Annotated in this window: 17 protein-coding genes; 14 read left to right on the forward strand and 3 right to left on the reverse strand. The window is 65.5% G+C overall.

The window, feature by feature from the left end:
- Positions 1 to 35: 35 nt before the first annotated feature.
- The 7 genes from AB0280_RS11530 to AB0280_RS11560 all read left to right on the forward strand — a co-directional run bounded on the left by AB0280_RS11530 (position 36) and on the right by AB0280_RS11560 (position 8,502).
- Positions 36 to 809 carry a DeoR/GlpR family DNA-binding transcription regulator gene (locus AB0280_RS11530; RefSeq protein ID WP_366367290.1) on the forward strand — a complete coding sequence of 258 codons (774 nt, stop codon included), beginning with the start codon at positions 36 to 38 and terminating at the stop codon, positions 807 to 809.
- Positions 806 to 2,020 carry an MFS transporter gene (locus AB0280_RS11535; RefSeq protein WP_159629439.1) on the forward strand — a complete coding sequence of 405 codons (1,215 nt, stop codon included), beginning with the start codon at positions 806 to 808 and terminating at the stop codon, positions 2,018 to 2,020. The genes AB0280_RS11530 and AB0280_RS11535 overlap by 4 nt, the downstream gene beginning before the upstream one ends.
- A gap of 21 nt (positions 2,021 to 2,041) precedes the next feature.
- Complete coding sequence (locus AB0280_RS11540) at positions 2,042 to 3,538, forward strand: bifunctional phosphatase PAP2/diacylglycerol kinase family protein (protein ID WP_307490757.1); 1,497 nt, start codon at positions 2,042 to 2,044, stop codon at positions 3,536 to 3,538.
- Positions 3,539 to 3,683: 145 nt separating this feature from the next.
- Positions 3,684 to 4,610 (forward strand): ABC transporter ATP-binding protein, encoded by a 927-nt coding sequence (locus tag AB0280_RS11545; protein ID WP_366367291.1) that lies wholly within the window; start codon positions 3,684 to 3,686, stop codon positions 4,608 to 4,610.
- Positions 4,607 to 5,500, forward strand: a complete 894-nt coding sequence (locus tag AB0280_RS11550; RefSeq protein ID WP_307490761.1) for an ABC transporter permease — start codon at positions 4,607 to 4,609, stop codon at positions 5,498 to 5,500. The genes AB0280_RS11545 and AB0280_RS11550 overlap by 4 nt, the downstream gene beginning before the upstream one ends.
- Before the next feature lie 271 nt (positions 5,501 to 5,771).
- Positions 5,772 to 7,178, forward strand: a complete 1,407-nt coding sequence (locus tag AB0280_RS11555; protein WP_224023908.1) for an amino acid permease — start codon at positions 5,772 to 5,774, stop codon at positions 7,176 to 7,178.
- 22 nt (positions 7,179 to 7,200) lie between these two features.
- Positions 7,201 to 8,502: a M18 family aminopeptidase gene (locus tag AB0280_RS11560; RefSeq protein WP_307490763.1), complete on the forward strand. Its 1,302-nt coding sequence runs from the start codon at positions 7,201 to 7,203 to the stop codon at positions 8,500 to 8,502.
- A gap of 2 nt (positions 8,503 to 8,504) precedes the next feature.
- Here the strand turns inward: AB0280_RS11560 and AB0280_RS11565 are convergent, their stop codons facing one another.
- From AB0280_RS11565 to AB0280_RS11575, 3 genes are all read right to left on the reverse strand, one after another.
- The gene (locus AB0280_RS11565; RefSeq protein ID WP_307490766.1) at positions 8,505 to 9,164 is read right to left on the reverse strand and encodes a NeuD/PglB/VioB family sugar acetyltransferase; all 660 of its coding nucleotides are present in this window, start codon (positions 9,162 to 9,164) and stop codon (positions 8,505 to 8,507) included.
- Between the two features lie 180 nt (positions 9,165 to 9,344).
- Positions 9,345 to 12,029 (reverse strand): helix-turn-helix transcriptional regulator, encoded by a 2,685-nt coding sequence (locus AB0280_RS11570; RefSeq protein WP_366367292.1) that lies wholly within the window; start codon positions 12,027 to 12,029, stop codon positions 9,345 to 9,347.
- A 430-nt stretch (positions 12,030 to 12,459) separates the two neighbouring features.
- The gene (locus AB0280_RS11575) at positions 12,460 to 14,703 is read right to left on the reverse strand and encodes a PKD domain-containing protein (protein ID WP_366367293.1); all 2,244 of its coding nucleotides are present in this window, start codon (positions 14,701 to 14,703) and stop codon (positions 12,460 to 12,462) included.
- Positions 14,704 to 15,219: 516 nt separating this feature from the next.
- On the opposite strand from AB0280_RS11575, the gene AB0280_RS11580 reads away from it, so the two are divergent.
- From AB0280_RS11580 to AB0280_RS11610, 7 genes are all read left to right on the forward strand, one after another.
- Positions 15,220 to 16,035, forward strand: coding sequence for a glycosyltransferase family 2 protein (locus AB0280_RS11580; RefSeq protein ID WP_236560671.1), 816 nt, complete (start codon positions 15,220 to 15,222; stop codon positions 16,033 to 16,035).
- Positions 16,028 to 17,032, forward strand: coding sequence for a glycosyltransferase family 2 protein (locus tag AB0280_RS11585; protein ID WP_201302369.1), 1,005 nt, complete (start codon positions 16,028 to 16,030; stop codon positions 17,030 to 17,032). Before AB0280_RS11580 ends, AB0280_RS11585 begins: the two co-directional genes overlap by 8 nt.
- Positions 17,029 to 18,330 (forward strand): glycosyltransferase, encoded by a 1,302-nt coding sequence (locus AB0280_RS11590; protein WP_307490775.1) that lies wholly within the window; start codon positions 17,029 to 17,031, stop codon positions 18,328 to 18,330. The genes AB0280_RS11585 and AB0280_RS11590 overlap by 4 nt, the downstream gene beginning before the upstream one ends.
- Positions 18,331 to 18,405: 75 nt before the next feature.
- Complete coding sequence (locus AB0280_RS11595; protein ID WP_366367294.1) at positions 18,406 to 20,619, forward strand: hypothetical protein; 2,214 nt, start codon at positions 18,406 to 18,408, stop codon at positions 20,617 to 20,619.
- A gap of 7 nt (positions 20,620 to 20,626) precedes the next feature.
- A complete protein-coding gene (locus AB0280_RS11600; RefSeq protein ID WP_366367296.1) occupies positions 20,627 to 21,430 on the forward strand; it encodes a glycoside hydrolase family 16 protein in 804 nt (267 codons plus the stop codon).
- A 50-nt stretch (positions 21,431 to 21,480) separates the two neighbouring features.
- Positions 21,481 to 23,457, forward strand: a complete 1,977-nt coding sequence (locus tag AB0280_RS11605) for a dTMP kinase (RefSeq protein WP_366367297.1) — start codon at positions 21,481 to 21,483, stop codon at positions 23,455 to 23,457.
- Positions 23,454 to 24,467, forward strand: coding sequence for an aminoglycoside phosphotransferase family protein (locus tag AB0280_RS11610; protein ID WP_364398293.1), 1,014 nt, complete (start codon positions 23,454 to 23,456; stop codon positions 24,465 to 24,467). Before AB0280_RS11605 ends, AB0280_RS11610 begins: the two co-directional genes overlap by 4 nt.
- The last annotated feature ends 11 nt before the right edge of the window (positions 24,468 to 24,478 follow it).

Consider the following 24,478-nt stretch of genomic DNA (forward strand, 5'->3'; position numbering starts at 1 on the left):
ATGATTAAATGATCATCGCTTGATAGCATTTGATCATGAAGACCGATGAGCGGCACCGGGCCATAGCCGAGGTCCTCCGGCGGCAGTCAAAGGCCAGCGTGGAGGAGCTCATGCAGGCCTGCGGTGCCTCCGGCGCGACCATCCGCCGCGACCTCGAGGTACTGGCCGGCCACGGCGTGCTGAGAAGGGTCCATGGGGGCGCCAGGAGCCTGATCGGGCAGGGGCAGAACCCTGGCTACGGACAGCGCGAGCTGGAGGAGCAGGACGGCAAGATGCGTATCGCGGCTGCGGTTGCCGGCCTCCTGGCTGACCGCGAACACGTCTGGTTGGACAGCGGAAGCACGGCCACTGCCGTGGCCCGGGCCCTGGCCGGCAGGGAACTGACGCTGATGCCCATGTCCCTTCAGGCCCTCAATGCAGTGGCCGGGAGCGGGGGCACCGACGGCTCACGCCCGGCAGTGCTGTTGCCCGGGGGCAGCGTGGTGCCCGGTGAACTCTGCTTCCGTGGACCCCTGGCCGAGTCCAACATCAGGTCGCTCCGCTTTGACACCGCCGTGCTCACGCCCTGTGCCGTGGACTTCAAGGACGGCCTCCTGGCCCACGACCTTGACGACGCGGCAGTCAAGTCAGCCGGCCTCGAATCAGCAGCACGGGTGGTGGTGGCCGCCTCCGCTGCAAAGTGGCAGGCACATGCAAGGGTGCTCGTGGCCGGCCTGGCCCGGGTGGACGTCATCGTGACCGACCGGAAATTCAGCGCGCAGGACAATGCCGAACTCGAAAAATACTCAGTGGAAGTAGTGAGCGTATGAGCACCAACACCGGTACGGAACAGCAGGCAGGCCTGAAGGCTGCCGCTGTGGCAACATTCGTGGTTTTCGGCATCAACGGGCTTGTCTTTGCCAGCTGGGCGGCCAGGATCCCCGCCGTCACCCAGACGCTGCAGATCACCTCCGGCCAAATGGGCACCCTGCTGCTGTGCACGGCCGTTGGCTCCCTGCTCGCGCTGCCCACCGCCGGCCTGGTGGTGGGCAGGATTGGAACGGCCAACACGGTGCGCTTTGCCGGACTCCTGGCCGCGGCCGCAGGCGTGGGCATCGCCATGTCGCTCCTGGCGACATCCATTCCCGGAACGGCCGTGTCACTGTTCTTCTTCGGCATTGGAATTGGCCTCTGGGATGTGGCGCAAAACATCGAAGGGGCTGACGTGGAGCACAAGCTCCGGCGGACCGTCATGCCGCAGTTCCACGCAGCCTTCAGCGGCGGCGCCTTCGTGGGCGCCCTGGTGGGGGCGGGACTGTCAACCCTCGGCGTGGACCTGCCATTGCACCTCCTGGTGATCGCAGCCGTGGTGGTGCTGGTGGCGCTGACGGTGCCACGCTACTTCCTCCCCCACGTCTCAACTGCCCCTGTGGACGGGGAGCCGAAACAAGCCAAGGGACCGTCCGCCTGGCGGGACAGCAGGACCCTGCTCATTGGTGTGGTGGTTCTCGGCGCCACGCTTACCGAAGGCGCCGGCAACGACTGGATCGCCAAGGCCTCGGTGGACGGGCTCGCCACCTCCGAATCCACCGGCGCCCTCATGTTCGCTTTGTTCGTCCTGGCCATGACGGCAATGCGGTTCCTCGGGGGCCGTGTCATCGACAAATATGGACGGGTAGCGGTATTGCGCGCCAGCATGGCCGCGGCGGCCGCAGGACTGGGTCTCTTCGTGCTGGCTTCCAATATCTGGCTGGCCGGCGTAGGTGCCGCCCTGTGGGGAATAGGTGCCGCCCTGGCCTTCCCCATGGGCATGTCGGCAGCGTCAGATGATCCGAAGCACTCAGCGGCCCGTGTTTCCGTAGTATCCACTTTGGGGTATATATCGTTCCTGGCCGGACCGCCGCTGCTCGGCTACCTCGGCGACCTGACCGGCATCCATACGGCACTGCTGGCAATCATGGCGCCCATCCTGGTGGCTCTGCTCCTTGCGGGAGCGGCCAGGCCCCTGCGCGTTGAGCCGGAGTCCGCTGAAGGGCAGTAGCTGTGGGGTTAGGGTGATCACATGCAAAGCACCAGGCGCAGGGGCCGGACGTGGATCAGCCGCCTCGATAGATACCTTCTAGGGCATGTTTCCAATTTGCCGGGAGGGAACCACGACGATTTCTTCCGCCGCCTTTCCGCCTCGGCAAACCAGGGCAAGCTCTGGATAGGAACGGCCGCGGTCCTGGCGCTCTTCCCCGGCAAGACGCGGAGGGCGGCGGTGCATGGCCTGATCGCCCAGGGCGTGGCATCCGCCGTCACCAACGTGGTTTTCAAGACGCTGCTCCCCCGGACGCGTCCACTGCCCGAGCACCTGCCCGTCTTCCGCTTCGTGCACCCGCAACCGACCAGCTCCTCCATGCCGTCCGGGCATTCGGCGTCGGCCGTGGCATTCGCGGTGGGAGCCGGACTGGTGCGTCCGGCCCTTGGTGCCGCCCTGGCCCCGGCAGCCCTGGGTGTGGCGTACTCCCGGGTCCACACCGGGGCGCACTGGCCTTCGGATGTCCTCTTCGGTTCGGCGCTGGGTGCCGGTGCTGCCCTCATAACCCGCCACTGGTGGCCGGTGCGGCCGCCCATCCCGCAGACCACGCGTATGTGGACCAACGCCCCAGCGCTTCCTGACGGCGAGGGGCTCAGCATTGTGGTGAATACCCTCGGAGGCTCCTTTAAGGAGGAGACCGCATCGGCGCTCCAGGAAGTATTCCCAAAGGCGCATATAAACACCGTGCAGCCGGACGAAGACCTGGTGCAGCGCATCAGGGCCACTGCCGACTTTCCCGGGACCCGCGCCCTGGGTGTGTGGGGCGGCGACGGGACTGTGGGCGCCGCGGCCGCCGCCGCCGTCGAACGCTCCATTCCCCTGCTGGTCCTGCCCGGCGGCACGCTCAACCACTTTGCGCGCGACGCGGGAACCGGAAGCCTGAAGGATGCGGTCGAGGCTGCGAACAAGGGCGAGGCTGCCCTGGCGGACGTTGGCGTGGTCACTGCGGAACGCGGGCTGGCCGGAAACCCTGAAGTGTCGGAGATGGTCATGCTGAACACCTCCAGCGTCGGCCTTTACCCGAATTTTGTGCGCAGGCGGGAGCACCTGCAACCGGCCCTGGGAAAGCCGCTGGCCGGGGTCGTGGCCATGTTCCGGACGTTCGCGGCCGGCACGCCCATCACACTGACCGTGGACGGCGTCCGGCACAAGGTATGGATCGCCTACCTGGGCCGGGGCCGTTTCTACCCGCGTGACCACGCGCCGTTGATCAGGCCCGTGATGGATGACGGGGTCCTGGACGTCCGCCTGATCACCGCTGATGAACGCTTTGCCCGGCTCCGCCTGCTCTGGTCCGTGCTGACGGGAACGGTGGCAAGCTCCGGGATCACGCACCTCCGGGAGGCAACGGAAGTCCGGATCGACGCCGGCGGCGCCCCGATGGCACTGGCTGTGGACGGAGAAGCGCTGGCCGGGGTGCGCAAAGTGGCCTATGAAGTACGGCCCCGTGCGCTGACCTACTATTCGCCCCGTCCGTAGCGGGGCCGGGATGGAGACTTACCCTGATTCGCCCCTGAATCATCCCTGAGAAGCGGCGAAAAGCGGCGGCGGGCTCGGTACCGTGGGGAAGGTACCCGAACCCCACAACGTCTGCAGCCGTCCGCTGCCGTTCAAAGGATGATTCATGATCGAGGTAAACGGGCTGACCAAGGTCTACGGCGCCAAAACCGCCGTAGCCGGTGTCAGTTTCACCGTCCGGGCCGGGCAAGTTACCGGCTTCCTTGGCCCCAACGGGGCAGGAAAGTCCACCACCATGCGCATGATCATGGGCCTGGACCGGCCGACGTCGGGGTCCGCCACGGTGAACGGCCTGCCCTACGTCCAGCACAGGGCTCCCCTGCGGGAGGTGGGCGCCCTGCTTGATGCCAAGGCAGTCCACACCAGCCGCAGCGCCTACAACCACCTGCTGGCCATGGCGGCCACCCACAGCATCCCCAAAGCACGGGTGCACGAGGTGATCGAGATGACCGGACTGGAAGCGGTGGCGCGCAAAAAGGCCGGCGGGTTCTCGCTGGGCATGGGCCAGCGCCTGGGAATCGCGGCTGCCCTGCTGGGCGACCCGCAGACGCTCATCCTCGACGAGCCCGTCAACGGTCTGGACCCCGAGGGCGTGGTGTGGGTGCGCAACCTGGTCCGGTATCTCGCCGGGCAGGGGCGCACAGTGTTCCTCTCCAGCCACCTGATGAGCGAAATGGCTCAAACGGCCGACCACCTGATCGTCATCGGCCGCGGCCGGGTCATTGCTGACGCCCCGATCCAGGACATCATCACCGGCAAGGGCCAGTCCCGGGTCCGCGTCCGCACCGACCAGCCCGACCGCCTCCACCAGCTGCTCGCCGAACGGGGTGCTTCCATTGCCGTTCCGGAACGTGAACTGCTCGAGGTCACGGGCCTGGACCCGAAAGCCATTGCAGCCGTGGCCCTTGAAAACCAGGTCATGGTGTACGAACTCACGCCGCTTGTTGCGAGCCTGGAGGAGGCATATATAGAACTGACCAAGGACGACGTCGAATACCACTCCCTGCCCGCTGCGGAGGTAAGCCACCCATGAGCTCCACGACCACCGAATCCATGCCCGCGCGCGAGCCGGCGCCCTCCCCTGCCGGGCACGCCGCCCGCAACGCCGGACGGTCCCTTCCCGGCCCCACCTTTGTCCGTGTCCTCAACTCTGAAGTTATTAAGTTCCGCAGCCTGCTCTCCACGCTGATCCTGCTCGCTTCCACCGCTGTGGTCATGGTTGGCTTCGGCGCCCTCTCAGCATGGGGGACGGGCCAGTTCGCGGATGCGGCCAACCGGGATCCGCAGGCTGCGGCCAGGATGGCGGCCCAGGGCGGAGACCTTGCCGTCAGCGTGCCCACGTCGGGCATCGCCTTTGCCCAGCTGATCCTGGGGTCCCTTGGCGTGCTCCTGATGAGCGCCGAATTCACCACCGGCATGGCGCGGTCCACATTTGCTGCGGTGCCCCGGCGCCTTCCCGCCTTCGCCGCCAAGCTGGTGGTGGTGATGGTGACATCGTTCGCAGTCACTGCCGTCTCCACCTGGGTGGCGGGCCTGGCGGCGGTGCCCATCCTGGACAACTATGGGCTCAATCTGGACCTGGGCAGTTCGCAGTCGGTGAAGCTCCTCCTGGTTAACAGTGTCTATGTGGCTGCGGTGGCTGCCATCGGCATGGCCCTGGGCACCCTGATCAGGAATTCGGCCGGCGGCATCATGAGCCTGGTGGGCATTTTCTTCGTGGCGCCCATTGCGTTCCAGCTGATTCCCGGGGACTTCTTCAAGGAAGCCCGCAAGTACCTGCCCGGCAACACCGTGGAGCCGCTGACGGCTGCCCAGCACGTTCCGGACACCCTGGAGGCATGGCAGGCGGGGCTGGTCCTGGGCGCCTGGGTGGTCATCCCGGTTCTGCTCGCAGCCGTCCTGCTGAAACGCCGGGACGTGTAGCACCAATCCTGTTTCCGCCACGCGGCCGCGCCGGGCGCGTGGTTTCGGGCACATTACAAATATGCCTGAAGGGAAACTTTTATTGCTCCTGGGTGTTTCCGCTTGGAGTGCCGTCCTGTTGGCGGGAATCAGATCTGTTGGACTGCACAAAGCAAGGCGCATAATGGCGGATCTAGGGTGAAACGACGATGTGGTGCATCACACGGTCCGCCGGTGGTCCACCAAGGTACGTCGCTCAACCCATGCTATTTCCCAACAGGACGGCGCTTCCATGCATGCTGACCAGCAACTTTCAAAGTCCCTGAAACCCAGGCACCTGTCCATGATCGCCATCGCCGGCGTCATTGGTGCAGGCCTTTTCGTCGGCTCGGGGGCAGCCATCCAGCAGGCAGGCCCGGGCATCCTCGTGGCGTACGCGGCCGCCGGCCTGGTGGTCATCCTGGTGATGCGCATGCTGGGCGAGATGGCCGCAGCCAACCCTGAGACAGGCTCCTTCTCCACCTATGCAGACAAGGCGCTGGGCCGCTGGGCAGGGTTCAGCATCGGCTGGCTCTACGCCTGGTTCTGGATCATCGTCCTGGGCATCGAGGCCACCGCGGGCGCTGCCATCATGCACCGCTGGGTGCCGGGCATCGACCAGTGGGTGTGGGCCCTTGTCCTCATGGTGCTGCTGACGCTCACCAACCTCGGTTCCGTAAAGTCCTACGGCGAGTTCGAATTCTGGTTCGCCTCCATCAAGGTCGCGGCCATCGTCCTCTTCCTCATCTTTGGCGTCGCCGCCATCCTCGGCCTCATCCCCGGCGTCCCCGCACCCGGCCTGAGCAACCTGGTCAACAACGGCGGGTTCATGCCCAATGGCCCGGGAGCCGTCCTGGCCGGAATCCTCGTGGTGGTCTTCTCCTTCTTCGGCGCAGAAATCGCCACCATCGCGGCCGGTGAGTCCGAAAACCCCGTGGACGCCGTGAAGAAGGCCGTGAAATCCACTGTCTGGCGCATCCTGGTCTTCTACATCGGCTCCATCGCCATCGTGGTCACGCTGCTTCCGTGGAACTCCGCCTCCGTGGCCAAGAGCCCCTACGTGGCCGTCATCGAACTCTTCGGTATCCCCGGCGCCGGAACCATCATGGACGTCGTGGTCCTCACCTCCGTGCTGTCCTGCCTGAACTCCGGCCTCTACACGGCCAGCCGCATGCTGTTCTCGCTCTCCACCCGCGGTGACGCACCCCGTGCCTGGACCCGTATCTCCCGCCGCGGTGTCCCCGCTGCCGCCGTGCTCGCCTCCACCGTGGTGGGCTTCGTGACGGTTGGCCTGAACTACATTGCCCCGGACACCGTGTTCCTGTTCCTGGTCAACACCTCGGGCGCCATTGCCCTGTTCGTGTGGCTGGTCATCTCGGCCTCGCAGCTGGTCCTCCGCCGTCGGATGGGTGCCGCAGCCAAGGACCTGCAGCTGAAGATGTGGCTGTTCCCGTACCTCACCTGGGCGGCCATCATCAGCATCGTGGCCCTGCTCATCGGCATGGTGATCGTGGAATCCACCCGTGAATCCCTGCTGCTCTCGCTGGCACTGGCTGCCGTAGTGGTGGCAGTGGGCGTGCTCCGCTACCGGCGGAAGGGCGCGGAAGCCGCCGGACAGTCCGCAGTAGCAGCCGAGGCAGCTCCGGCGCCCGCAGAATAGGCGCGGCGCTAGACTCGGGACCATGCCTTTTCCTTCCTCTGCCGCAGACCACATCCAGGACCTTGGCGCGTATGTGAGCGCATCGCCGTCGAGCTTCCATGCTGCGCATGAGGGAGGCAGGCGGCTGGAGGAAGCCGGATTCGTCCGCCTGGATGAACTGCAGCCGTGGGAGGGTGGCGCCGGATCATTCTTCGTGATCCGCGACGGTGCACTGATCGCGTGGGTGGTCCCGGACGGTGCGGGACCGGCCACGGGGTTCAACATCCTCGGCGCGCACACCGATTCGCCGTCGTTCAAACTCAAGCCCAAACCCACCACCGGCGCCCACGGGTGGCTGCAGGCCGGGGTGGAGATTTACGGTGGACCGCTGCTGAATTCCTGGCTGGACCGCGAGCTCCGGCTCGCGGGCCGCCTGGTGATGCTCGATGGCACGGAGCACCTCGCGGCCACCGGACCGCTGCTGCGCTTCCCGCAACTGGCCATCCACCTGGACCGGGCGGTGAACGAGGGTCTCACCCTGGACAAACAGCGGCACATGAACCCCGTCTGGGGCCTGGGGAATCCCACGGACTCGGACCTGCTGGGTGTGCTGGCAGCTTCGGTTGCCGGCACATCCGTCGATCCGGCGCAGATCGGCGGGTACGACGTCGTCATTGCGGACACACAGGCACCGGCAGTTTTCGGGGGCAAGGGGGAGTTCTTCGCATCCGGGCGGCTGGACAACCTTTCGGCCACGCACGCCGGCCTGGCGGCACTGATTGCGCACGCGGGTTCCGCCGGCACCGGCAGTCCCATTGCGGTGCTCGCTGCCTTCGACCACGAGGAAATCGGGTCCAACTCCCGCTCCGGTGCGTGCGGACCCATCCTGGAAGACATCCTGGTGCGCATCTCCGACGGACTGGGTGCAACGGTGAGCCAGCGGCGGCAGGCCCTGGCGGCGTCGTTCTGCCTCTCCGCCGACGCCGGCCACGCAGTGCATCCGAACTACCCCGAGCGGCATGATCCCGCCAACCACCCCGTGCTGAACGGCGGTCCGCTGCTGAAGATCAATGCCAACCAGCGCTACGCCACGGATGCCTTTGGTGCGGCGTTCTGGGCGCGGCTCTGCGGCGAAACCGGGGTGCCGTACCAGGAATTCGTCTCCAACAACGTGATGCCCTGCGGCTCCACGATCGGCCCGCTCACCGCCACCCGGCTCGGGATCCGCACCGTCGACGTGGGCGTGCCGCTGCTGTCCATGCACTCCGCCCGTGAGCTGTGCGGCGTGGAGGATCCCCTTCGCCTGGCCGCCGTCACGGATCTGTTCTTCCGGACGGGCGCGTAGTTCTAATGTGTCCTGCGATAGTGAAACTCACTGGGGTCGATCTCGTGTGCGGGAACGCCCACCCACGTTTCCCCGTCGGGGACATTACTTAGTACAGCAGCGCCCATCCCTATGGTCGCGTAGGCTCCGACCGAGGTCCTTTCCCGAACACTGGAATTCAAGCCTAGAGAGGCACCTCTACCGATTCGTACTCCGCCCCCAAGGGAGACACCCGCAGAGAACGTCGCAAAATCGGATACGTGGTCGTCGTACGAGAACGTGACGGACGGCATGGCAGCCACGTGAGAACCAAGATTAACGGCGGCCGTGAGAGTGACGTTTCGTAAAAGTATGCTACCCCGCCCTATCCGGCACCCCTCTGGGTACTGGACGGAGGGATCCACTGCCGTGGCGTACTGCGCTTCGCTGACTCCTATTGCCGCAAGTCGCGTAACCATTGCCTCACGTTCCTTGCTGGGCATCACACAGACCAGGAAGAAGGCGTGGACGTAATTGGGTGCACTGTCAATGCTGCCCAGTACGGGCGCACCGTCCACAGAGCTCCCAGCCATTTCCTTGTCGTCGTCCAGCACGCCCACAACGTCGTATTGCCCACTGCTGCGAACCATTGCGAGCACCTCACGGGCAAGGCCGCCGCCACCTATCAGGATGAGTTCGCTCATAGAGGGGCCTTACTCGGGTGTGTCCCTGCCATTGCTGCACCTTTCCGCCCTCGCTTTCCTTGCCGGCGTGCTGCCAAGCTAGCCGCCAAAGTGGCAGTACACCATGGAAGGCGGGGCTAGTTTGTGCCTTCCCACGACGAATTGTGGGAACTGCGGGACCTGCAATGACAAAATCCCGGATTACAGGACAGGCAGGAGATACGGCTCGGTGGCCCCGGTTCCCTTGCCTGCGGCCAAGGCGGTTAGCTGCGCCCTGGATTCAACGCCCAGTTTGCGGTAGATGGCGGTGAGGCGCACTTCGACCGTACGTACGGATACATACAGGGTGGCGGCAATTTCCTTGTTGCGCATGCCCCTGGCCACCATCTTGGCCAGTGCTTGCTCGTGGTCCGCCAGCACCAGCATCGCCGGATTGCCTTTGGGACGGGCAGGCTCCATGCGTTCATCCAGCAAAAGGGCGTCCACATGCTGGGCCCACGCATTCGCGCCCACTTCATCGAACATTACCTTGGCCCGGAGCAGTGCGTCCCGGGCATCGCGCAGCCTGCCGAACGCGTGCAGTCGCTCCGCATAGCACATAAGAATTCTCGCCCTTTCAAGCGAATGTCCGTTCCTGTTCTGGAGAGCCTCACTGAAAAGCTGCAGCGACTGTTCACCGTCCGCGAGAAGCGCACGGCTCCGGGCAACAGCCATCATTAGCCACGGGGACCGCAGCCCCACAGAGCGGCTTTCGAGGCGCAGAAGCGCCTGTGTCGCCTCGTGGTGCCTTCCCAAGCGGATAAGAACCTCCACCAAGTCCGCTTCACAGCGAAGAAGGGTAGGGTTGCCAAACCGCATGCCAATTTCGGCGGCCCTGGACAGCTGGGCAGCGGATTCTGCTAAATCGCCCCGCAGCAGCGCGAAGTGGCCTTGGTAGGCCGCCAGCTGGGCCGTGATGGCGGGGTGGCTGTCCGCACCGCCATACCGAAGTGCCTCGGCTGCATAGGCATTGGCCTGTGCATCGTCGCCAAGGGAATGCGCGCGCCACACCCGGAAAAGGTGCCGCGTCCCGCGGTGGTACTTGAGTTCGGGGTCAGAAAGTTCAAGCTCGTCAATCATCCGGACGGCTGCGCGCACGTTACCGGCGCGGATTGCATTGTCCACTGCCATGTAGGCTGCGGTTCTTTGCCAGTTAACGTGGCCCGGTTCGTCGAAACTATTGAGCAAGGCGAAGGCCTCGTGGGCGCTTTCATAGTGCTCGGCATAAGTGTGGGTCCGGCCCTGCATCAGAAGGCCGACTATCCGGGCGGTGCCCGTTCGCTCCTGCTGGCGGCCGCGACTGACAGTGTCACCCCCGATCGATTCGATCAGCAGCTTGGCGCGATCGGCGATACCCAGGCACTGCGCAGATGCCGAACTGCGTAGCTCACTAAGGTGGCCTAAGAGCTCGGAGGCTTCCTGCAGTTCCCACCGTTCGGTGTAGTAAATTGCGCCGATGGCCAGCAGCCTGGCGGCATACGCTGGATCGTGGTGGCCGAATTCCTGTACGAGCCGGAGCACCATGCTTGAACGCACGGCAGCGCCCTGAGCGAACTGAATTTCGAATGACAAGCCGGTCAATCGCAGGATAAGTCCAGGGTTGCGGGTAATCCGCTGTGCCCATTCCAGGTAGCGGCGCGCGTAAACGAATTCACCCCGGTTGAACAGAAGTTCAGCCAAGCTGGTCAACCGCGCCGCGGTTTCGGCTTCGCAAGGGCTGATAGTGAGGGCGCGCTCAATGTACTCGACCGCAAAACTCACTTCACCGCCGTGGACCAGTTCAAGGGCGTGCTGCAGCAGCTGGAACGGGGTTTGCTGTTCCAGCGCAGTGAAGCTGACGTGCCACCTACAGGCGTTGGGGTCCGTGTCGCTTGCTGCTTCCGCGAGGACGTGGTGGTTGGCCATGCGCACGGCCGGTGCCATGGCCATGAAGACATATCCCCTTAGCAGTTGGTCGCCGATCCACAGATGAGACCCCCTTCGGGTGACCAAGCCGGCAGCCAGCAGTTCGTCAATGACCGTCCACACGTCGCGGTCGATCTTCTCAATCGTCGAGATGTCGCTGCGGAAGGAAAGGGCCAGCAGGTCCAGGATGTTGCGGGCGGCAGGGGTCAGCGCATTCAGGGCCGACGCGTACTCCGCGTCAAAGCTGCCCCCTGAAGGTAGCGGGACGGGCAGCGCGTATATGCCCTCGGCATGCCTCTCCAACAGCCGGTCGTAGAGGCCGATGGCTGCAAGTGGGTTTCCGCGACTGGCTGATGCAACCGCGTGGGGTGCCGCTGTCGTGGTCCGTTTAGCCGGGATGCTCTCCAACATCCGAACGGTGTCGCTGAAGTCCAATGGGCCGAGGCGAAGGGCAGAAAGGCCGCTGAATGGGCTTTCGGGGAGGTCCTCCCGCACGCTGACAATCAGGACGATGTCCGTACCTGCTAACCGCCTGGCCATAAATCCGATGACTGCCTGGCTGCCGGGATCCAGATGGTCGGCGTCGTCGATGACGACGATGGTGCGTGATGACGAGCGCTGGTGCAAGCCGTTGAGGAGCATGCTAGACACCGTTTGGGTGCTCATGGCACCGATGTCCCCCAGGAGCTCGTCGAGGAGGCGGTTCAGGACTGGATCGTCCATGTCGTTCAGAAGTGCGGTCAGCCCCGAATACGGCCAGTCCGATTCTGCAGCACTGGCGGCTAGGAACACGGTGCGGTAATCGGAAAGAGTAGGAATTTCCGACAGCAGGGCAGTTTTGCCTGCCCCCTTGCGTCCGACTACTGAGAGAACTGCTTCCTTTGGCCCGCGGATGACCGAATGGATGCGGTCAAGTTCTCTGTGACGGCCAAAAAGCGCCATGGCGTTCCCCAATCATCAAAGAAGGAGACCGCTTCCAGCAGAACCAATTTTCACTGCCCCGGCTCCCGCTCCCCAGCGCGGGCCTAGGCCGATATAGAGCGAATATAACGCCCCCACAAACAAGGACACCGCAGGGTTACCGCTGGATTGCATCAAGATTGGACGCTGCATTTGCTCAAGACGCGATCCCTGGACACGCGGCGGAACACCTCATCACGGGGGCCCTGACCGTTCTGCTCGGGAAGAACTCCGGCCCGCTTCGAGGTCGGATCGCAGATTCTAAATCAGGCTTTTCATTCGTGGACCGCTTCACCATTGTGAGCAAGTGGAACGATCTTGAATCGAATAGGCCCCGGTCCGCCATGCCGGCGGGCCGGAGCCGCTCCTTGTTCAGTTATTCATTCAGTTGTCTATTCAGTTATGGGTTCCACTAGGCCGCCGGCTTGAGGGCGGTCCGCCAGGCGGCAACAGCCCGTGCGGCACTCAGGGTCCACGTGGCCGTTCCGCTGGCGCCCGCCGTTGCCTGCGGTTTGTCCGCCTGCTCGGCGATCTGCCCAGCCGCTGCCTCCCAGCGTTCGGTCCAGCCCGACGGGGCTGTGACCACGGGTGCGCTGCAGTCGCAGGCCACCCCGCCAATCAGCATCGCGCCGTTGCTGGCCGTGGTGATGCTGCCCACCGTGATGCTGGTGGCCGAGTAGCTGGTGTCAGCGGCCGTCACCACCGGGCTGTCCAGGGGCGTGGTGTTGTTGACGCCGCGGTAGGCGGTGATGCCGCCACCCCACTTGGCCGCCGAACTGAGCGCCCAGCTGTACGTTCCCGGATCCGAGGCACCCACCACCTTGTAGTACGCGAACGCCCGTGCACCGGAGGTCGAGGTGCTGTTGATGGATTTTGCATTGACCATTGCCGTCCAGCCGGCAGGGGCGGTAAGGTTCGGGTTGAGGTCCGTGGTGATGGAGGCGACCAGGACGTCACCCGCCGCGGTACCGGCAGGAACTGTCAATGACGCAGTGGTCACGGCAGTCCCGGAGTTGGAGGTGCTGGAATTCACCACGGTAATGCCGCCTGTTGCCGGCGGTGGTGCCGAGCCAACGGTAATGGTGGCCGTCGCCGACGATGATCCCGTGGCATTGGTCGCCGTGAGTTTGGCGGTGTAGGTCCCGGCCGTCGTGTACGAGTGGCTGGGGTTCTGTGCTGTGGACGTGCCGCCGTCGCCGAAGGTCCATGCCCACGAGGTGGGTGCATTGGTGGACGTATCAGTAAAGGTCACATTCAGCGGCGCGGCACCCGACGTCGGGTTGGCGGTGAATGACGCTACCGGAGCCTGGCCCGCGGGCGGCGGGGTGCCGCCGAGCGACCGGTCCGAGAACCAGTAGCGCTTTGCTACGTTGTCGCTGGCCATGACCACCAGTCCGGTGGTGTTGTTCACGCTCTGCTTGCTGGTGGTCACGTCATTGATGTTCGACGACGACGCTGCCTGCATGATGGGCGTGCCGCGGCCGGAACCGAAGACGGGATTGTCCATGGACGCGGTCTTCTCATAGATGCTTCCCGCGACGCCGGAGTAGGCACAGCCGGAAACCGACGTTGGCGGTGCCGTGTGGAACGCCCGCACCAGGTTGTTCTGGGTGTCCAGGATGATTTGCGGCCGCGAGACGCAGTCGCCGGTCTTTGCAATCGTGGACTGAGTGAATGCTCCGGTACCGGGCTTGAAGACCAGGAGGATCAGCTGCGGCAGCGTCTTGTCGCTGGAGATGTCATTCAGGCTCGTCTTGACCGCCGCGAAGACCCGGCCGGTGGTGTCCGCCTGCAGCGTCTTGAGGTTCATGTGGTCATCGGACTGGCCGTTGCCGCGCAGGGCCGGCTGCAGTTTCCAGGAGGAGTTGGCAGCATCTGAATCCTTGTGCGTGGCCCACCAGACGGTGTCGGACTTGTGGTCACTCCACATGACACCGACCTGCCCGTTGCCGAAAGCCACCACCGCGGAGATGTCATCCGGAGCGGGGTTCGGGTTGCTGACGGGAAGGACGAAGGGGGTCCCCCAGGAGGTGCCGCTGTTGGTGGCGGCGTTCATGTACACGGTGTTGGTGTATCCCGACGTAGAGTTTCCGGCCACCTGCGTCCAGGTCGCCCAGACCCGGCCGGTGGTGTCCTTGTCGATCGTCATGGATTCACTGGAATTGTTGGTGATGGTGGTGGGGAATCCGCTGTCGAGCGTGTATTTGCCGCCGGCGTAGCTGTACCGGTAGAGCTTGGCCGGGGAGTTGGAAAGTGACGGCTTGGGTGTTCCATCGCCGGTGATGGTCACCACGTGGGAGGCAATGTAGAGGTGGGACCCGTCCCACATGGTGTCCGCCAAGGTGCTTCCCCTGGTGTCATTGACCACCCCGGTGTCCACCCAGCTGTTGGAGGCCCGGTCCAGCCGGTAGATGCTCCATCCGGTGCCGGACTTCCACATGTCGGCCCACCACGATCCGTCATTCCACCACAGCTTGCTTTGCGGCTTGTCCGACGTCGGCGGATTGGACACCCCTGAATACGCAATGCTCTGCGTGCCATAGACGGGATCCGCTAAGGCCGTACCGGGCAAACCGAGGATGGAGGCCGCCAGAACCATTGCAACGGCAAGGGCCTGGCCTGTCCGGCTGAAAAAGTGTCTGCGTCTGAGCTTCATAAGGGAACTCCTGGGGCATAGGAAGAATTCGGGGAACGTCTGCCCGTTTGGCCCAGTCACAAAGAGCTCTCAGCCCCCAAGTACCGAGAAGCGTATGCCCGGACAGGAGCTGGGGCAATGCAAGTGCCATACCTAAATAGGGGTTTCTCCCATCCCCCTACCTAACGTTTTCCCGGCACCCGGTTCCCCCTATACCTAATCTTTTCGGCCTCCCCCAAGCCCTTTACTTGCCTAACAGGGGGTAAACCCCGGGTAAAAAGTGAGTACCTACTACTCGTGATACCCGCATTAGGTAGGGGGTAGTCTTCCGGAACGGCCAGAGGATTGGCGACGGTTTGCTGGGGGGTCAGCGACCAGACCATGACCGGATGAAGCGTTAGTGCCACCGCCATAACGGCCGGCGGCCTTGTCAAGAATCCGAACTGTCATGAAGTGGTGAGGCAATTGTCGATTTCCCCCCAACTTCCAGCTCTCTTTTCCGAGCCGGGACATTTATTTCCACAAGCCTCAATCAGCGTGGTCATTCCCACCCTGAACGAGGAAAAGAACCTCCCCTGGGTTCTCCGCCGGATGCCCTCTTACGTCGATGAGGTGATCATCGTCGACGGCCGCTCGCAGGACAAGACTGTTGAAGTGGCCAAGGCCCTCCGCCCGGACGTGGTGGTGGTCAATGAAACCCGCAAAGGGAAGGGTGTGGCCCTCCGCGCCGGCTTCAACGCCGCCAAGGGGGACATCATCGTGATGCTGGACGCGGACGGGAGCATGGACCCCCAGGAGATTGGTTGGTTCGTTGCACCCCTCCAGCACGATTTTGATTTCGTGAAGGGCTCCCGGCACGTCACCGGCGGCGGGTCGGAAGACCTGACCCGGCTGCGGAAGGCCGGCAACCGGGCGCTGACCGGACTCGCTAATGCTGTACTGCACAGCAACTACTCGGACCTTTGCTACGGGTACATCGCCTTCCGCCGGGAATGCCTGCAGGTGCTGGAGCTGCAGTCGGACGGCTTCGAGATCGAGACGGAACTTATCGTCAGGGCCGCCAAGGGCGGGCTGAGGATCGCCGAGGTTCCCAGCCTTGAGCTCGACCGGATTTCGGGAGCATCCAACCTCCAGACGTTCCGCGACGGGTGGCGGGTGCTGCACACGCTGGCCCGGGAATGCACCCTGTGGGAGGCACCCACGGCAGGTGCCCGCCCGGAGGCGCTCCGCCGCGTGAAGTACACCTACTCCAACGTCCACTTCCCACGGCTTCCGGTGGATCCGCACAGCGTCCTCGCCCCGGCCGTAAAACAGCATGACACCCTCGTCGCGGCGGTGAGCCGGCATGCTTGACCGCATCAAGCCACTGTCCGTGACAGTGGTGATCTGCGCGTATACCTCCGAGCGGTGGGGAATGCTGCTCGACGTCATCGAATCAGTCCGCAACCAGACGCTTGCCCCGGACCAGGTGCTGGTGGTCATCGACCACAACGAGGACCTCTACGAGCGGCTCATCGAGATCGTCGACGACGTCACGGTGGTTGAGAGCGAAGGCCTGCCCGGGTTGTCAGGGGCCCGCAACACGGGCGTGGGGCTCGCCGAATCGGACATCGTCGCCTTCCTTGATGACGACGCCGAGGCGGCGCCGGACTGGCTCGAACGCCTGGTTGCGCTGTACGACGATCCGGATGTCCTGGGTGTGGGCGGGAAGGTGGTCCCGCTGTGGGAATCCGGCCGCCCGGGGTACTTCGCGGAGGAACTGGACTGGATTGTGGGCTGCAGCCATCGCGGCCTGCCCCGCGTCGCTTCGGAAGTCCGCAACGTGATCGGCGCCAACATGTCCTTCCGGCTTGAGGTGCTGCGCCAGGTGGGCGGCTTCAACCAGTCGCTGGGCCGCAAAGGCACGCTGCCACTGGGATGCGAGGAGACCGAAATCTGCATCCGCTCCCGGATGGGTTTGCCGGGTTCGCGGATCGTCTATGAACCCGCGGCGCTGGTACACCATCATGTTCCCGCATCCCGTGGGACATGGCGCTACATGATGTCCCGGTCCTGGGCCGAGGGATTGTCCAAAGCCCAGGTCAGCCAGTTGGTGGGCCACAAACGGGCACTCGGCCCGGAACGCCGCTACGTCCGCAGCGTGCTCCCGCGCGCCGTGTTCACCGGCCTGAAGTCGTGGGGGCGCGATGGCAGTCCCGACGGGCTGGGCCGTGCCGGCGCGGTCATCGCGGTCCTGGCCTGCACCGCGGCCGGGTACTTCCAGGGGCGCCGGCTTCAGCATTGGACGGGCCCGGAGGAAGAGGACGTGGTCCTGGTCCCGGCCGGGGCACAGTGGAGGGAAGTGCAATGAGCGAAGGTGCCGGCCAGGTGCTTGAGGATCTCCAGGGCGAGGCGCTGATCCTGGTGCCCGCCATGGAGTCGCTGTTGCCGCCGGCCTGGCCGGGGGCGCGGTGGATCGGGTCGGTGGACCTGGAAGACCTCGCGGACTGTTCGCGCTTTGAACTGGAGAACCATGCTGGATACGAGCGGGCACGGCTGCTGGTGCGTGCGTCGGGGGCTGTGCGGGGATTTGTCGACGTGCCGTCGCCGGCGGGAATCGTGGATCGGACTGTCTTCGAGGACGCCCTGGCGGCCCTGCCGCCAGTCGCATCGTTCCCGCCGGCGGTGACCACCCCGCACATCACGGTGGTGGTGTGCACCAGGGACCGCACCCTGCAGTTGCGGGGTGCGCTCCTGACCATCCTTGCCCTGGACTACCCGCACTTTGACGTGGTGGTGGTGGACAACGCCCCCGCCACGCAAGCCACTGAAGAACTGGTCCGGCGCGAGTTCAGGGACCAGCGGGTCCGGCTGGTGACCGAACCCGTTCCGGGCCTCTCCCACGCCAGGAACACCGGCCTTCGGCACGCCAGGGGAGACGTCGTAGCCTTCACCGATGACGACGTGGTGGTGGACAGGTCCTGGCTGCGGGAGATCGCCGCCGCCTTCGAAGCCGTTCCCGGGGCTGCCTGCGTTACGGGGCTGGTTCCCGCGGGAGAGCTCCGCACCCCCACCCAGGGCTATTTCGATTCGAAGGTCAGCTGGTCACGGAGCCTGGTTCCGCAGGTCTACTCGCTCGCCAACCCGCCCGCGGCGCTCCCCAAGTTCCCGTTCAGCCCCGGTGCTTTCGGTACGGGAGCCAATTTCGCCCTCAGGCGCCAGCCGGCACTTCGCCTCGGCGGGTTCGATCCCGCCCTGGGGGTGGGAACTCCCACGGGCGGCGGGGAAGACATCGACATGTTCACCCGGGTCATCCTCGCGGGGCACGCTTTGGTGGTCCAGCCGGCCGCCATTGTCTGGCACCGACACCGGGACGGCCTCGAAGACCTGCGGGTACAGGCGCGGGGCTACGGCAACGGCCTCGGGGCCTGGATGACGAAGGTGATGATGGACCCCCATACCGCGAGGCTGGCCCTGGCCAGGAGCTGGGGCGTTGGACTCGAGTTCCTGAACCGGCGCCAACAGGCCGGCCAGCCGGCGCTCCAGGGGCCGCCGATCCACAGTTCGCTGGAGGCCCAGGTCGACCGGCTCGTCTGGCTGCAGCTTCTGGCTGTGGCCCTGGGCCCCTACAAATATCTGCAATCGCGCAGGGCTGCCGCGGGCAGCTAAGACAACAGTCCACAGTCGGGGCCGTTGGCGGAGGGTCGCTCCACCGGCGGCAAGCAATCCAGGAGTTGAAACAGTATGGCGCTTCTCATCAGGGGTGACGTGTCCGGCCCGATGAACTCCCGCCCTTCACGCCGGCGCAGGCCAGGGTATTCCGATTACGTCCTGGCACTGCTCGGTGCCGTGACGGCGGTCCTGATCGTGTTCGACGTCGGGGGCGAGTCCATTGCGGGCGCCAAACTCCTGGTGTGCCTCCTCATTCCGGGCTGGGCACTGGTGCGGTGGGTCCGGAATGTGGACCCGGTGGCCCGCCTGATCTTCACCGTCGTCGCCGGCGCCACGGCACTTGCCCTGGCCGCCGCCGTCATGGGGTGGCTCCAGCTCTGGAATCCCCGGCCCGCCGCCGTCGGCATCATGCTGGCCTCCGCGGCCGCCCTCCTGGTGCCGGGGCCACCCAGCCCCCGGGCCGCCGCAACCCGGCTGCCACGTCCGGAGCTCAAAACCTATGCACCCTGGCTGGTTCTCCTGGCCGCCATGGTCACGTGGGCCGCCACACTAGGGCTCACAAACCCCCACCTCGGCGACCTGGGCCTGCTCGCCGCCTTCCCTGTCACCTGGTACTTGGCGCTGGCCGTCGTGGTGGCACTCTGCATCTGGAGCATCGTCCGGCAGGGCGAGCACTCCGGGTGGCTTACCGGTGCCTCGATCACGGGCCTGGTGGTCATCCTTTATTCTTCCGCCGGGCTGCTGGCCAACGTCCCGCGGCTGCCCTGGACCTACAAGCACATAGCCGTCACCGACTTGATCCAGACCATCGGCCAGTTCGACCCGGACATCGACATCTACAACCGCTGGCCCGGCTTCTTCCTGTTCAGCGCGTTCCTGGGTGAATCCAGCGGCTACAAGGACGCCATGGCCTACGCCGGATGGGCCGAGCCGGTATTCGCGCTGATAAACGTCGCCCTGGTGCTTGCCATCGCCCGGGCCCTGACAAAGAACCCGCGGATCTACTGGACGAGTGCGCTGGTTTTCGCCCTCTCCAACTGGCTGAACCAAAACTATTACTCGCCGCAGGCCTTCGCCTACACGCTGCACCTGACCATGTGCCTGCTGATCCTCACCTACCTTCGCGGCAACCCGGCCCCCTGGGTACTCAGGCTTGAGGAGCGGCTGTCCGGCCGTTTCTCAAAAGAGGCCCCCGAGCCGGAGGAGGTCAGGACCTACAGCGGCCGCCAGCAGGCACTGGCCATCGCCGCAGTCCTGGTCCTGCAGGCAATGATTGTAATGAGCCACCAGCTGACCCCGTACCTGGCCATCCTGGGGCTCTTCCCCCTCTTCCTGGCCCGCTACTTCAAGCCGGCCTGGGTAGCGCCCGCGCTGCTCCTGATGGCCCTGCTCTACCTCCTTCCCAACGCCGAGTTCGTCAAGGACAAGTACGGCCTGCTCAACGGCTTCGATTTCCTCGCCAACGCCGGCTACAAAGCCTCCAGCGGCGCACCAGGACCGTCCCTCCTCTCCGGACGGTGGCTGGCACGCGAAGCCTTGGCGTTGTCCCTGTTCACCGCCCTGCTTGCCGGGTTGGGGTTCATCCGCAACATCCTCCGGGGCAATGTCCGCACCACCCTGATCGTGGGAACGCTTGCGGCAACCCCCATCATTGGCCTCTTCGGCACGTCCTACGGCGGCGAGGGCAGGCTCCGCGTCTTCATGTTCGCCCTTCCGTGGCTCGCCATCGGCGCGGCCTGGCTCTTCTGGTCCGGGAAACTCCCGGGCAGGAAGGCCGTAGTGGGCGTAACCTCGGCCATCTCGGTCATGGCCGTGCTGTTCACGGCCGTGTACTTCCAGAATGAAGCCAACGTCCGGGTACCGGCCGCAGACGTATCGGCCAGCCGCTGGCTCGACTCCAACGTCCGCCGGGGTGACGCAGTGGTGGAAACGAACTACCACCTGCCGCTGCTGGTCGGCTCGCACTACGCCTTCTACCTCCGCACCGGGCAGCTTGTTTCGGTGGCGCCGAAGCTGCACAACACCGCCCAGCCGTTCACCGGGGATGACATGCTGGCCTACGTTGACAAGACCAGGGCAGCAGCCAGGCTGCGCCCCTCGGACCGGGTCTTCGTGGTGGTATCGGACCTGCAGCAGCGCACATCCACCGGCGTTCCACGCCAGTTCCCCAAGGATGTCCTGGTCCCGCTCGAGCATGACCTGAACGTGGCCAGGGGCACCGAGCTGGTGTTTGAGAACAAGTCGGTGCGGATCTACGAGGTTTCACGTGCTGACTGGGGAAAGTAGCGGACGGGTGTACCAGTTGTCGCTCGTCACGGTAACGTCGTTGTCCATCGTCGGGGCGGCGCTGCTGGCCCTGCACGCGGATTCCTCGAAGGTTACCGGGGCTCCGAAAGGGGATCTGCCGTCCTGGCGGCAGACCATGGTCCAGGACTTCGACGTCCCGGCCCCGCTGGGGGCGGTGGGCCAGGTGTACGGGCCGGACATGCGTGGATATTCCGGTTTTTCCGACTCATCGGGCTTTGGCACGTACACGCCCGACGATGTCCTTTCGGTCCATGACGGCTACCTCGATTTCTACCTTCACTACTCGGACAGCAGTCCGCGGGTGGCCAGCGTCATTCCCTTCGGCTACACCGGCCAGACGTACGGAAGGTACTCGGTGAGGTTCCGGTACGATTCCATCCCGGGCTACAAGATCGCGTTCCTTCTCTGGCCGGCCAGCGACGACTGGAACGAAGGGGAGATCGACTGGCCGGAAGGAGCCCTGGACGGGTCCCTCTACGGGAACTCCGCCATCAAAGGGACCCGCACCACCGACGGGATGGAGTTCGACCCCGCCGACAAGAAGTACTCGGACTCCCGCGCAGGCCAGTGGCATGTTGCCACCATCGAATGGAGCCCCGGCCTGGTCCGGTGGTTCCTGGACGGCGGGCTGGTGGACCAGACAACCAAACCCAAGGGTGTGCCGAACACGCCCATGCGCTGGACCCTTCAGGCGGAGACCGCCGATGACGCCAAAGCAACCTTTCCGGCCGCCGGCACGGCAGGGCACCTGCAGGTTGATTGGGTGGCCCAGTATGCCTACACGCCGTGAACGAACCAAGTGCCGCGACCGCGGTTTAGGACGATTTGGGGGATTGCACCATGGAAATCACCAGTGACCTTCCGGTTCCCGAAGAGCTGGGTCACCCGGGTGCCCTGACGGAGCCCGACGTCGCCGGAAGGCAACAGATCCACCCCCGGGTGGCAGCGGTCTTCGACACCCTCGACGGGACCGGGTTGCCGTGGCTCCTGCTCCGCGGCGAGGACGATCTGGCCCTGCCTGCGGGGGACGTGGACATCCTCGTGGACAAGCACCTCCTTTCCCGGCTCGACGACGTGATGGCGGCAGCAGGGTTCTGCAGGGTCCTTGCATGGGGACACGGCAGCCACAGGTTCTACTTCAGCTACTCACCCGGCGACGGAGCCTGGATCAAGCTTGACGTCGTCTCCGACCTGGCATTCGGCTCCTGCCAGCAGTGGCGTACCCCGTGGGCGCCCCGCTGCCTGCGCCGCAGGATCCGGCATGGCTCCTACTGGATGCCCGACGCCGCGGACCAAGCCTGGCTGCTGCTGCTGCATCTGTTCATGGACAAGGGTGGAATCACGCCGGCGCGGCAGGAGGCTGCGCGGGCGGCTGCCAAGGTGGCGGCCGACGGCGGCAGGATTGCGGAGTCGGTCCGGCGCAGGGTGGGTGCGGGGCTGGCAACCGACATGTTGAACCTGGTCCTCGCCGGCCGGTTCGGGGATGCTCCCGCGATGGCCTCCAGGATGAGGGCGTCCTGGAGTGGCGGGGCGAACCCTGCGTTCATGGAAGCGGTCAGACGGACACTGAGGCGCTCGGGCGCCCGGCTCCGGGGGCACACTCCCTTGCTGGGCGTCATGGCTCCGGACGGAGCGGGAAAGACCACCCTGCTGAACGGACTCCACGCCGACGTGCCGCTGCCCACCAAATACGTATATATGGGCCTGTGGGGCGCGGGGCCTTTTGATGCTGTGCTCAACCGGATTCCCGGCGGAAGGACGGCCAAGAAGGTGTACCGGCTGGTCCGTGGCGGGATCCTGGCCAGGTTCTACCGCCGCATGGGCAAAGTGGTGCTGATGGACCGCGTGGCGTACGACGCGCTGCTGGCCGGCCCCGGCGGCGGTCCCCTGGCACGCATCAGCAACGCCCTGGCCCTGGCCGTCATCCCTGCCCCGGACGTGCTCCTGGTGCTTGATGTTCCCGGCGCGGTGATGTTCGAGCGTAAAGGTGAACACAGCCCGGAGCTCCTGGAGTCCTGGCGGAACGACTACCTCCAGCTGGCGGGCCGGCTCCCCGGCAGCCGGGTGGTTGATGCGGCCCAGCCGGTGGAGGCCGTGCAGCGCGTGGCTACCGGCATCATCTGGGACACGTGCTCCCCGGCTGCCGGGAGGGCAACCACCCCAGGACGGGCCCCGCACCGCACCACCGCCGTCGGCCCCACTTCCCAGATCCCGGCCGCGGCGGAAACCGTCGCCGGGGAGGCCCTGTCACTGCACCTGTGGCGGCTCCTGGACTGGCGGTTCCTGCTTCCGGTCCTGCAGCCGCGCACCCTGGGCTTCGCCGGAAGGGTGAGCGCGGAAACAGAATCGGCGCTGCGCCTGCTGGACCCGCAGGCTGTGCGGCTGGACGAGCCGGACACGAGGCCGGCCGGCAGGACATGCGACGTGGTGCTGCTGGCCTCGCCGGGCCCCGGCCAGATCGAAAGCGCAGGCTTGGCACTGGAACCGGGAGGCTGGATCTGCGTGGAAGCCAGCCGGTCCCTGCTCCAGCGTTCCGGACCCCGGACGCTGCGAGGGTGGAAGCGGACGCTGGAACGCCGGGGGTACCAGGACGTTGCCTTGTACTGGAACGCCCCCAACCGGGAGCGGACAGCCCGGCTGGTTCCGGTGCGGTCCGGAGTATCCATCCGGGACACCCTGGCCCTGCGCAAGGATGTGCGCTTCGGGGCCCTCAAAGCGGCTGCGGTGCACATGGCCCTGGCGCTGCACGTCTTCGACCTCCTGGTCCCCGAGGGCACCGTCACCGGGCGGCTTCCGGAGAGGAACGCGGCGCAATGAGCTTCATAGACCAGTTCCTGCGGGACCACTTCGACGAGTTCTCCCTGGACCAGTACGGCCTGGGCAAACAATGGGAGACGCTGCTGCTGACCCCGCGGTTCGCAACCTCCCGGCACGTGGTGGCCCTGGTGTTCCCCTCCCGGCACAGCGAACCGGCCCTGGTGGTGAAGGTGCCGCGGCAGCCCGGGGACAACAGCGGCGTCCGCCGTGAGGCGGCCATGCTGGCCCAACTCTCCGCCGCCGTCCGCGACTCAGGCGCCGGTGTTCCACGACTGGTGGGAATCCGGGACGTGGGGCCGTACACGGTGCTGGTCGAAACCGCGCTGACCGGCCTGCCGCTCGATCCCAGGACGGTGGCAGCGGACCTTCCTGCCGCCGTCGCCACCGGGGCCGCGTTCGTGGGGGCACTTCCCTGCACGCAGCCCGCCGCCGGCAACGTGGACTGGTACCAGCGCGCCGTCGCCGCGCCGTTGGCGGCCCTGGAAGGATTGGCCGGCCCGGATGCCCGGACAAACGAACTCGTTGGGCGCACGCACGAACTCCTTGCCCCGCTGCGCCGCTCGCAACTGCCCGCGGTCATCGAACACGGCGACCTGAGCCATCCGAACCTCCTTGTTAAACCCGGCGGCGCCCTGCAGGTCATGGACTGGGAACGCTCGCTCACGGATGGAGTGCCCGGGCACGACCTGGTGTTCTACCTCCAGTACTTGAGCGAATCCAGTGAACAGGCGTTCGCCCGGGAGGCCCAGATGGCGGCCTTTGACAAAGCCTTCGGCAAGGGCGGCTGGGCGCTGGAGCCGCTTTCCCGCCACCTTGGCATGAGGGGAGTGGACCACTCACTCCTCCCGCTGCTGGTCATCGCCACGTGGGCGCGGTCCACCGCCACGCTCGCCGACCGGCTGGCGCAGGAGGCGGAGGCTGATCCGACGCAGGGAAACGGGAAAGTCCGGGCCGCCCTCCAGGCGGACAGGGACTTCTGGTTGTGGCGCCATGTTGTGGAAGCCGCGTAGGGCGGCCACCC

It is taken from the genome of Pseudarthrobacter sp. 902506025, assembly GCF_040702325.1.
In the GTDB taxonomy this organism is placed as follows: domain Bacteria; phylum Actinomycetota; class Actinomycetes; order Actinomycetales; family Micrococcaceae; genus Arthrobacter.

What these genes read in the sequence shown, in the direction of transcription:
- AB0280_RS11555 (WP_224023908.1), top strand. Translation starts at nt 5,772, where the DNA reads ATGCATGCTGACCAGCAACTTTCAAAGTCCCTGAAACCCAGGCACCTG.
- AB0280_RS11590 (WP_307490775.1), top strand. Translation starts at nt 17,029, where the DNA reads ATGAGCGAAGGTGCCGGCCAGGTGCTTGAGGATCTCCAGGGCGAGGCG.
- AB0280_RS11550 (WP_307490761.1), top strand. Translation starts at nt 4,607, where the DNA reads ATGAGCTCCACGACCACCGAATCCATGCCCGCGCGCGAGCCGGCGCCC.
- AB0280_RS11570 (WP_366367292.1), bottom strand. Translation starts at nt 12,029, where the DNA reads ATGGCGCTTTTTGGCCGTCACAGAGAACTTGACCGCATCCATTCGGTC.
- AB0280_RS11610 (WP_364398293.1), top strand. Translation starts at nt 23,454, where the DNA reads ATGAGCTTCATAGACCAGTTCCTGCGGGACCACTTCGACGAGTTCTCC.
- AB0280_RS11545 (WP_366367291.1), top strand. Translation starts at nt 3,684, where the DNA reads ATGATCGAGGTAAACGGGCTGACCAAGGTCTACGGCGCCAAAACCGCC.
- AB0280_RS11530 (WP_366367290.1), top strand. Translation starts at nt 36, where the DNA reads ATGAAGACCGATGAGCGGCACCGGGCCATAGCCGAGGTCCTCCGGCGG.
- AB0280_RS11560 (WP_307490763.1), top strand. Translation starts at nt 7,201, where the DNA reads ATGCCTTTTCCTTCCTCTGCCGCAGACCACATCCAGGACCTTGGCGCG.
- AB0280_RS11605 (WP_366367297.1), top strand. Translation starts at nt 21,481, where the DNA reads ATGGAAATCACCAGTGACCTTCCGGTTCCCGAAGAGCTGGGTCACCCG.
- AB0280_RS11540 (WP_307490757.1), top strand. Translation starts at nt 2,042, where the DNA reads ATGCAAAGCACCAGGCGCAGGGGCCGGACGTGGATCAGCCGCCTCGAT.
- AB0280_RS11535 (WP_159629439.1), top strand. Translation starts at nt 806, where the DNA reads ATGAGCACCAACACCGGTACGGAACAGCAGGCAGGCCTGAAGGCTGCC.
- AB0280_RS11565 (WP_307490766.1), bottom strand. Translation starts at nt 9,164, where the DNA reads ATGAGCGAACTCATCCTGATAGGTGGCGGCGGCCTTGCCCGTGAGGTG.
- AB0280_RS11575 (WP_366367293.1), bottom strand. Translation starts at nt 14,703, where the DNA reads ATGAAGCTCAGACGCAGACACTTTTTCAGCCGGACAGGCCAGGCCCTT.
- AB0280_RS11595 (WP_366367294.1), top strand. Translation starts at nt 18,406, where the DNA reads ATGGCGCTTCTCATCAGGGGTGACGTGTCCGGCCCGATGAACTCCCGC.
- AB0280_RS11585 (WP_201302369.1), top strand. Translation starts at nt 16,028, where the DNA reads ATGCTTGACCGCATCAAGCCACTGTCCGTGACAGTGGTGATCTGCGCG.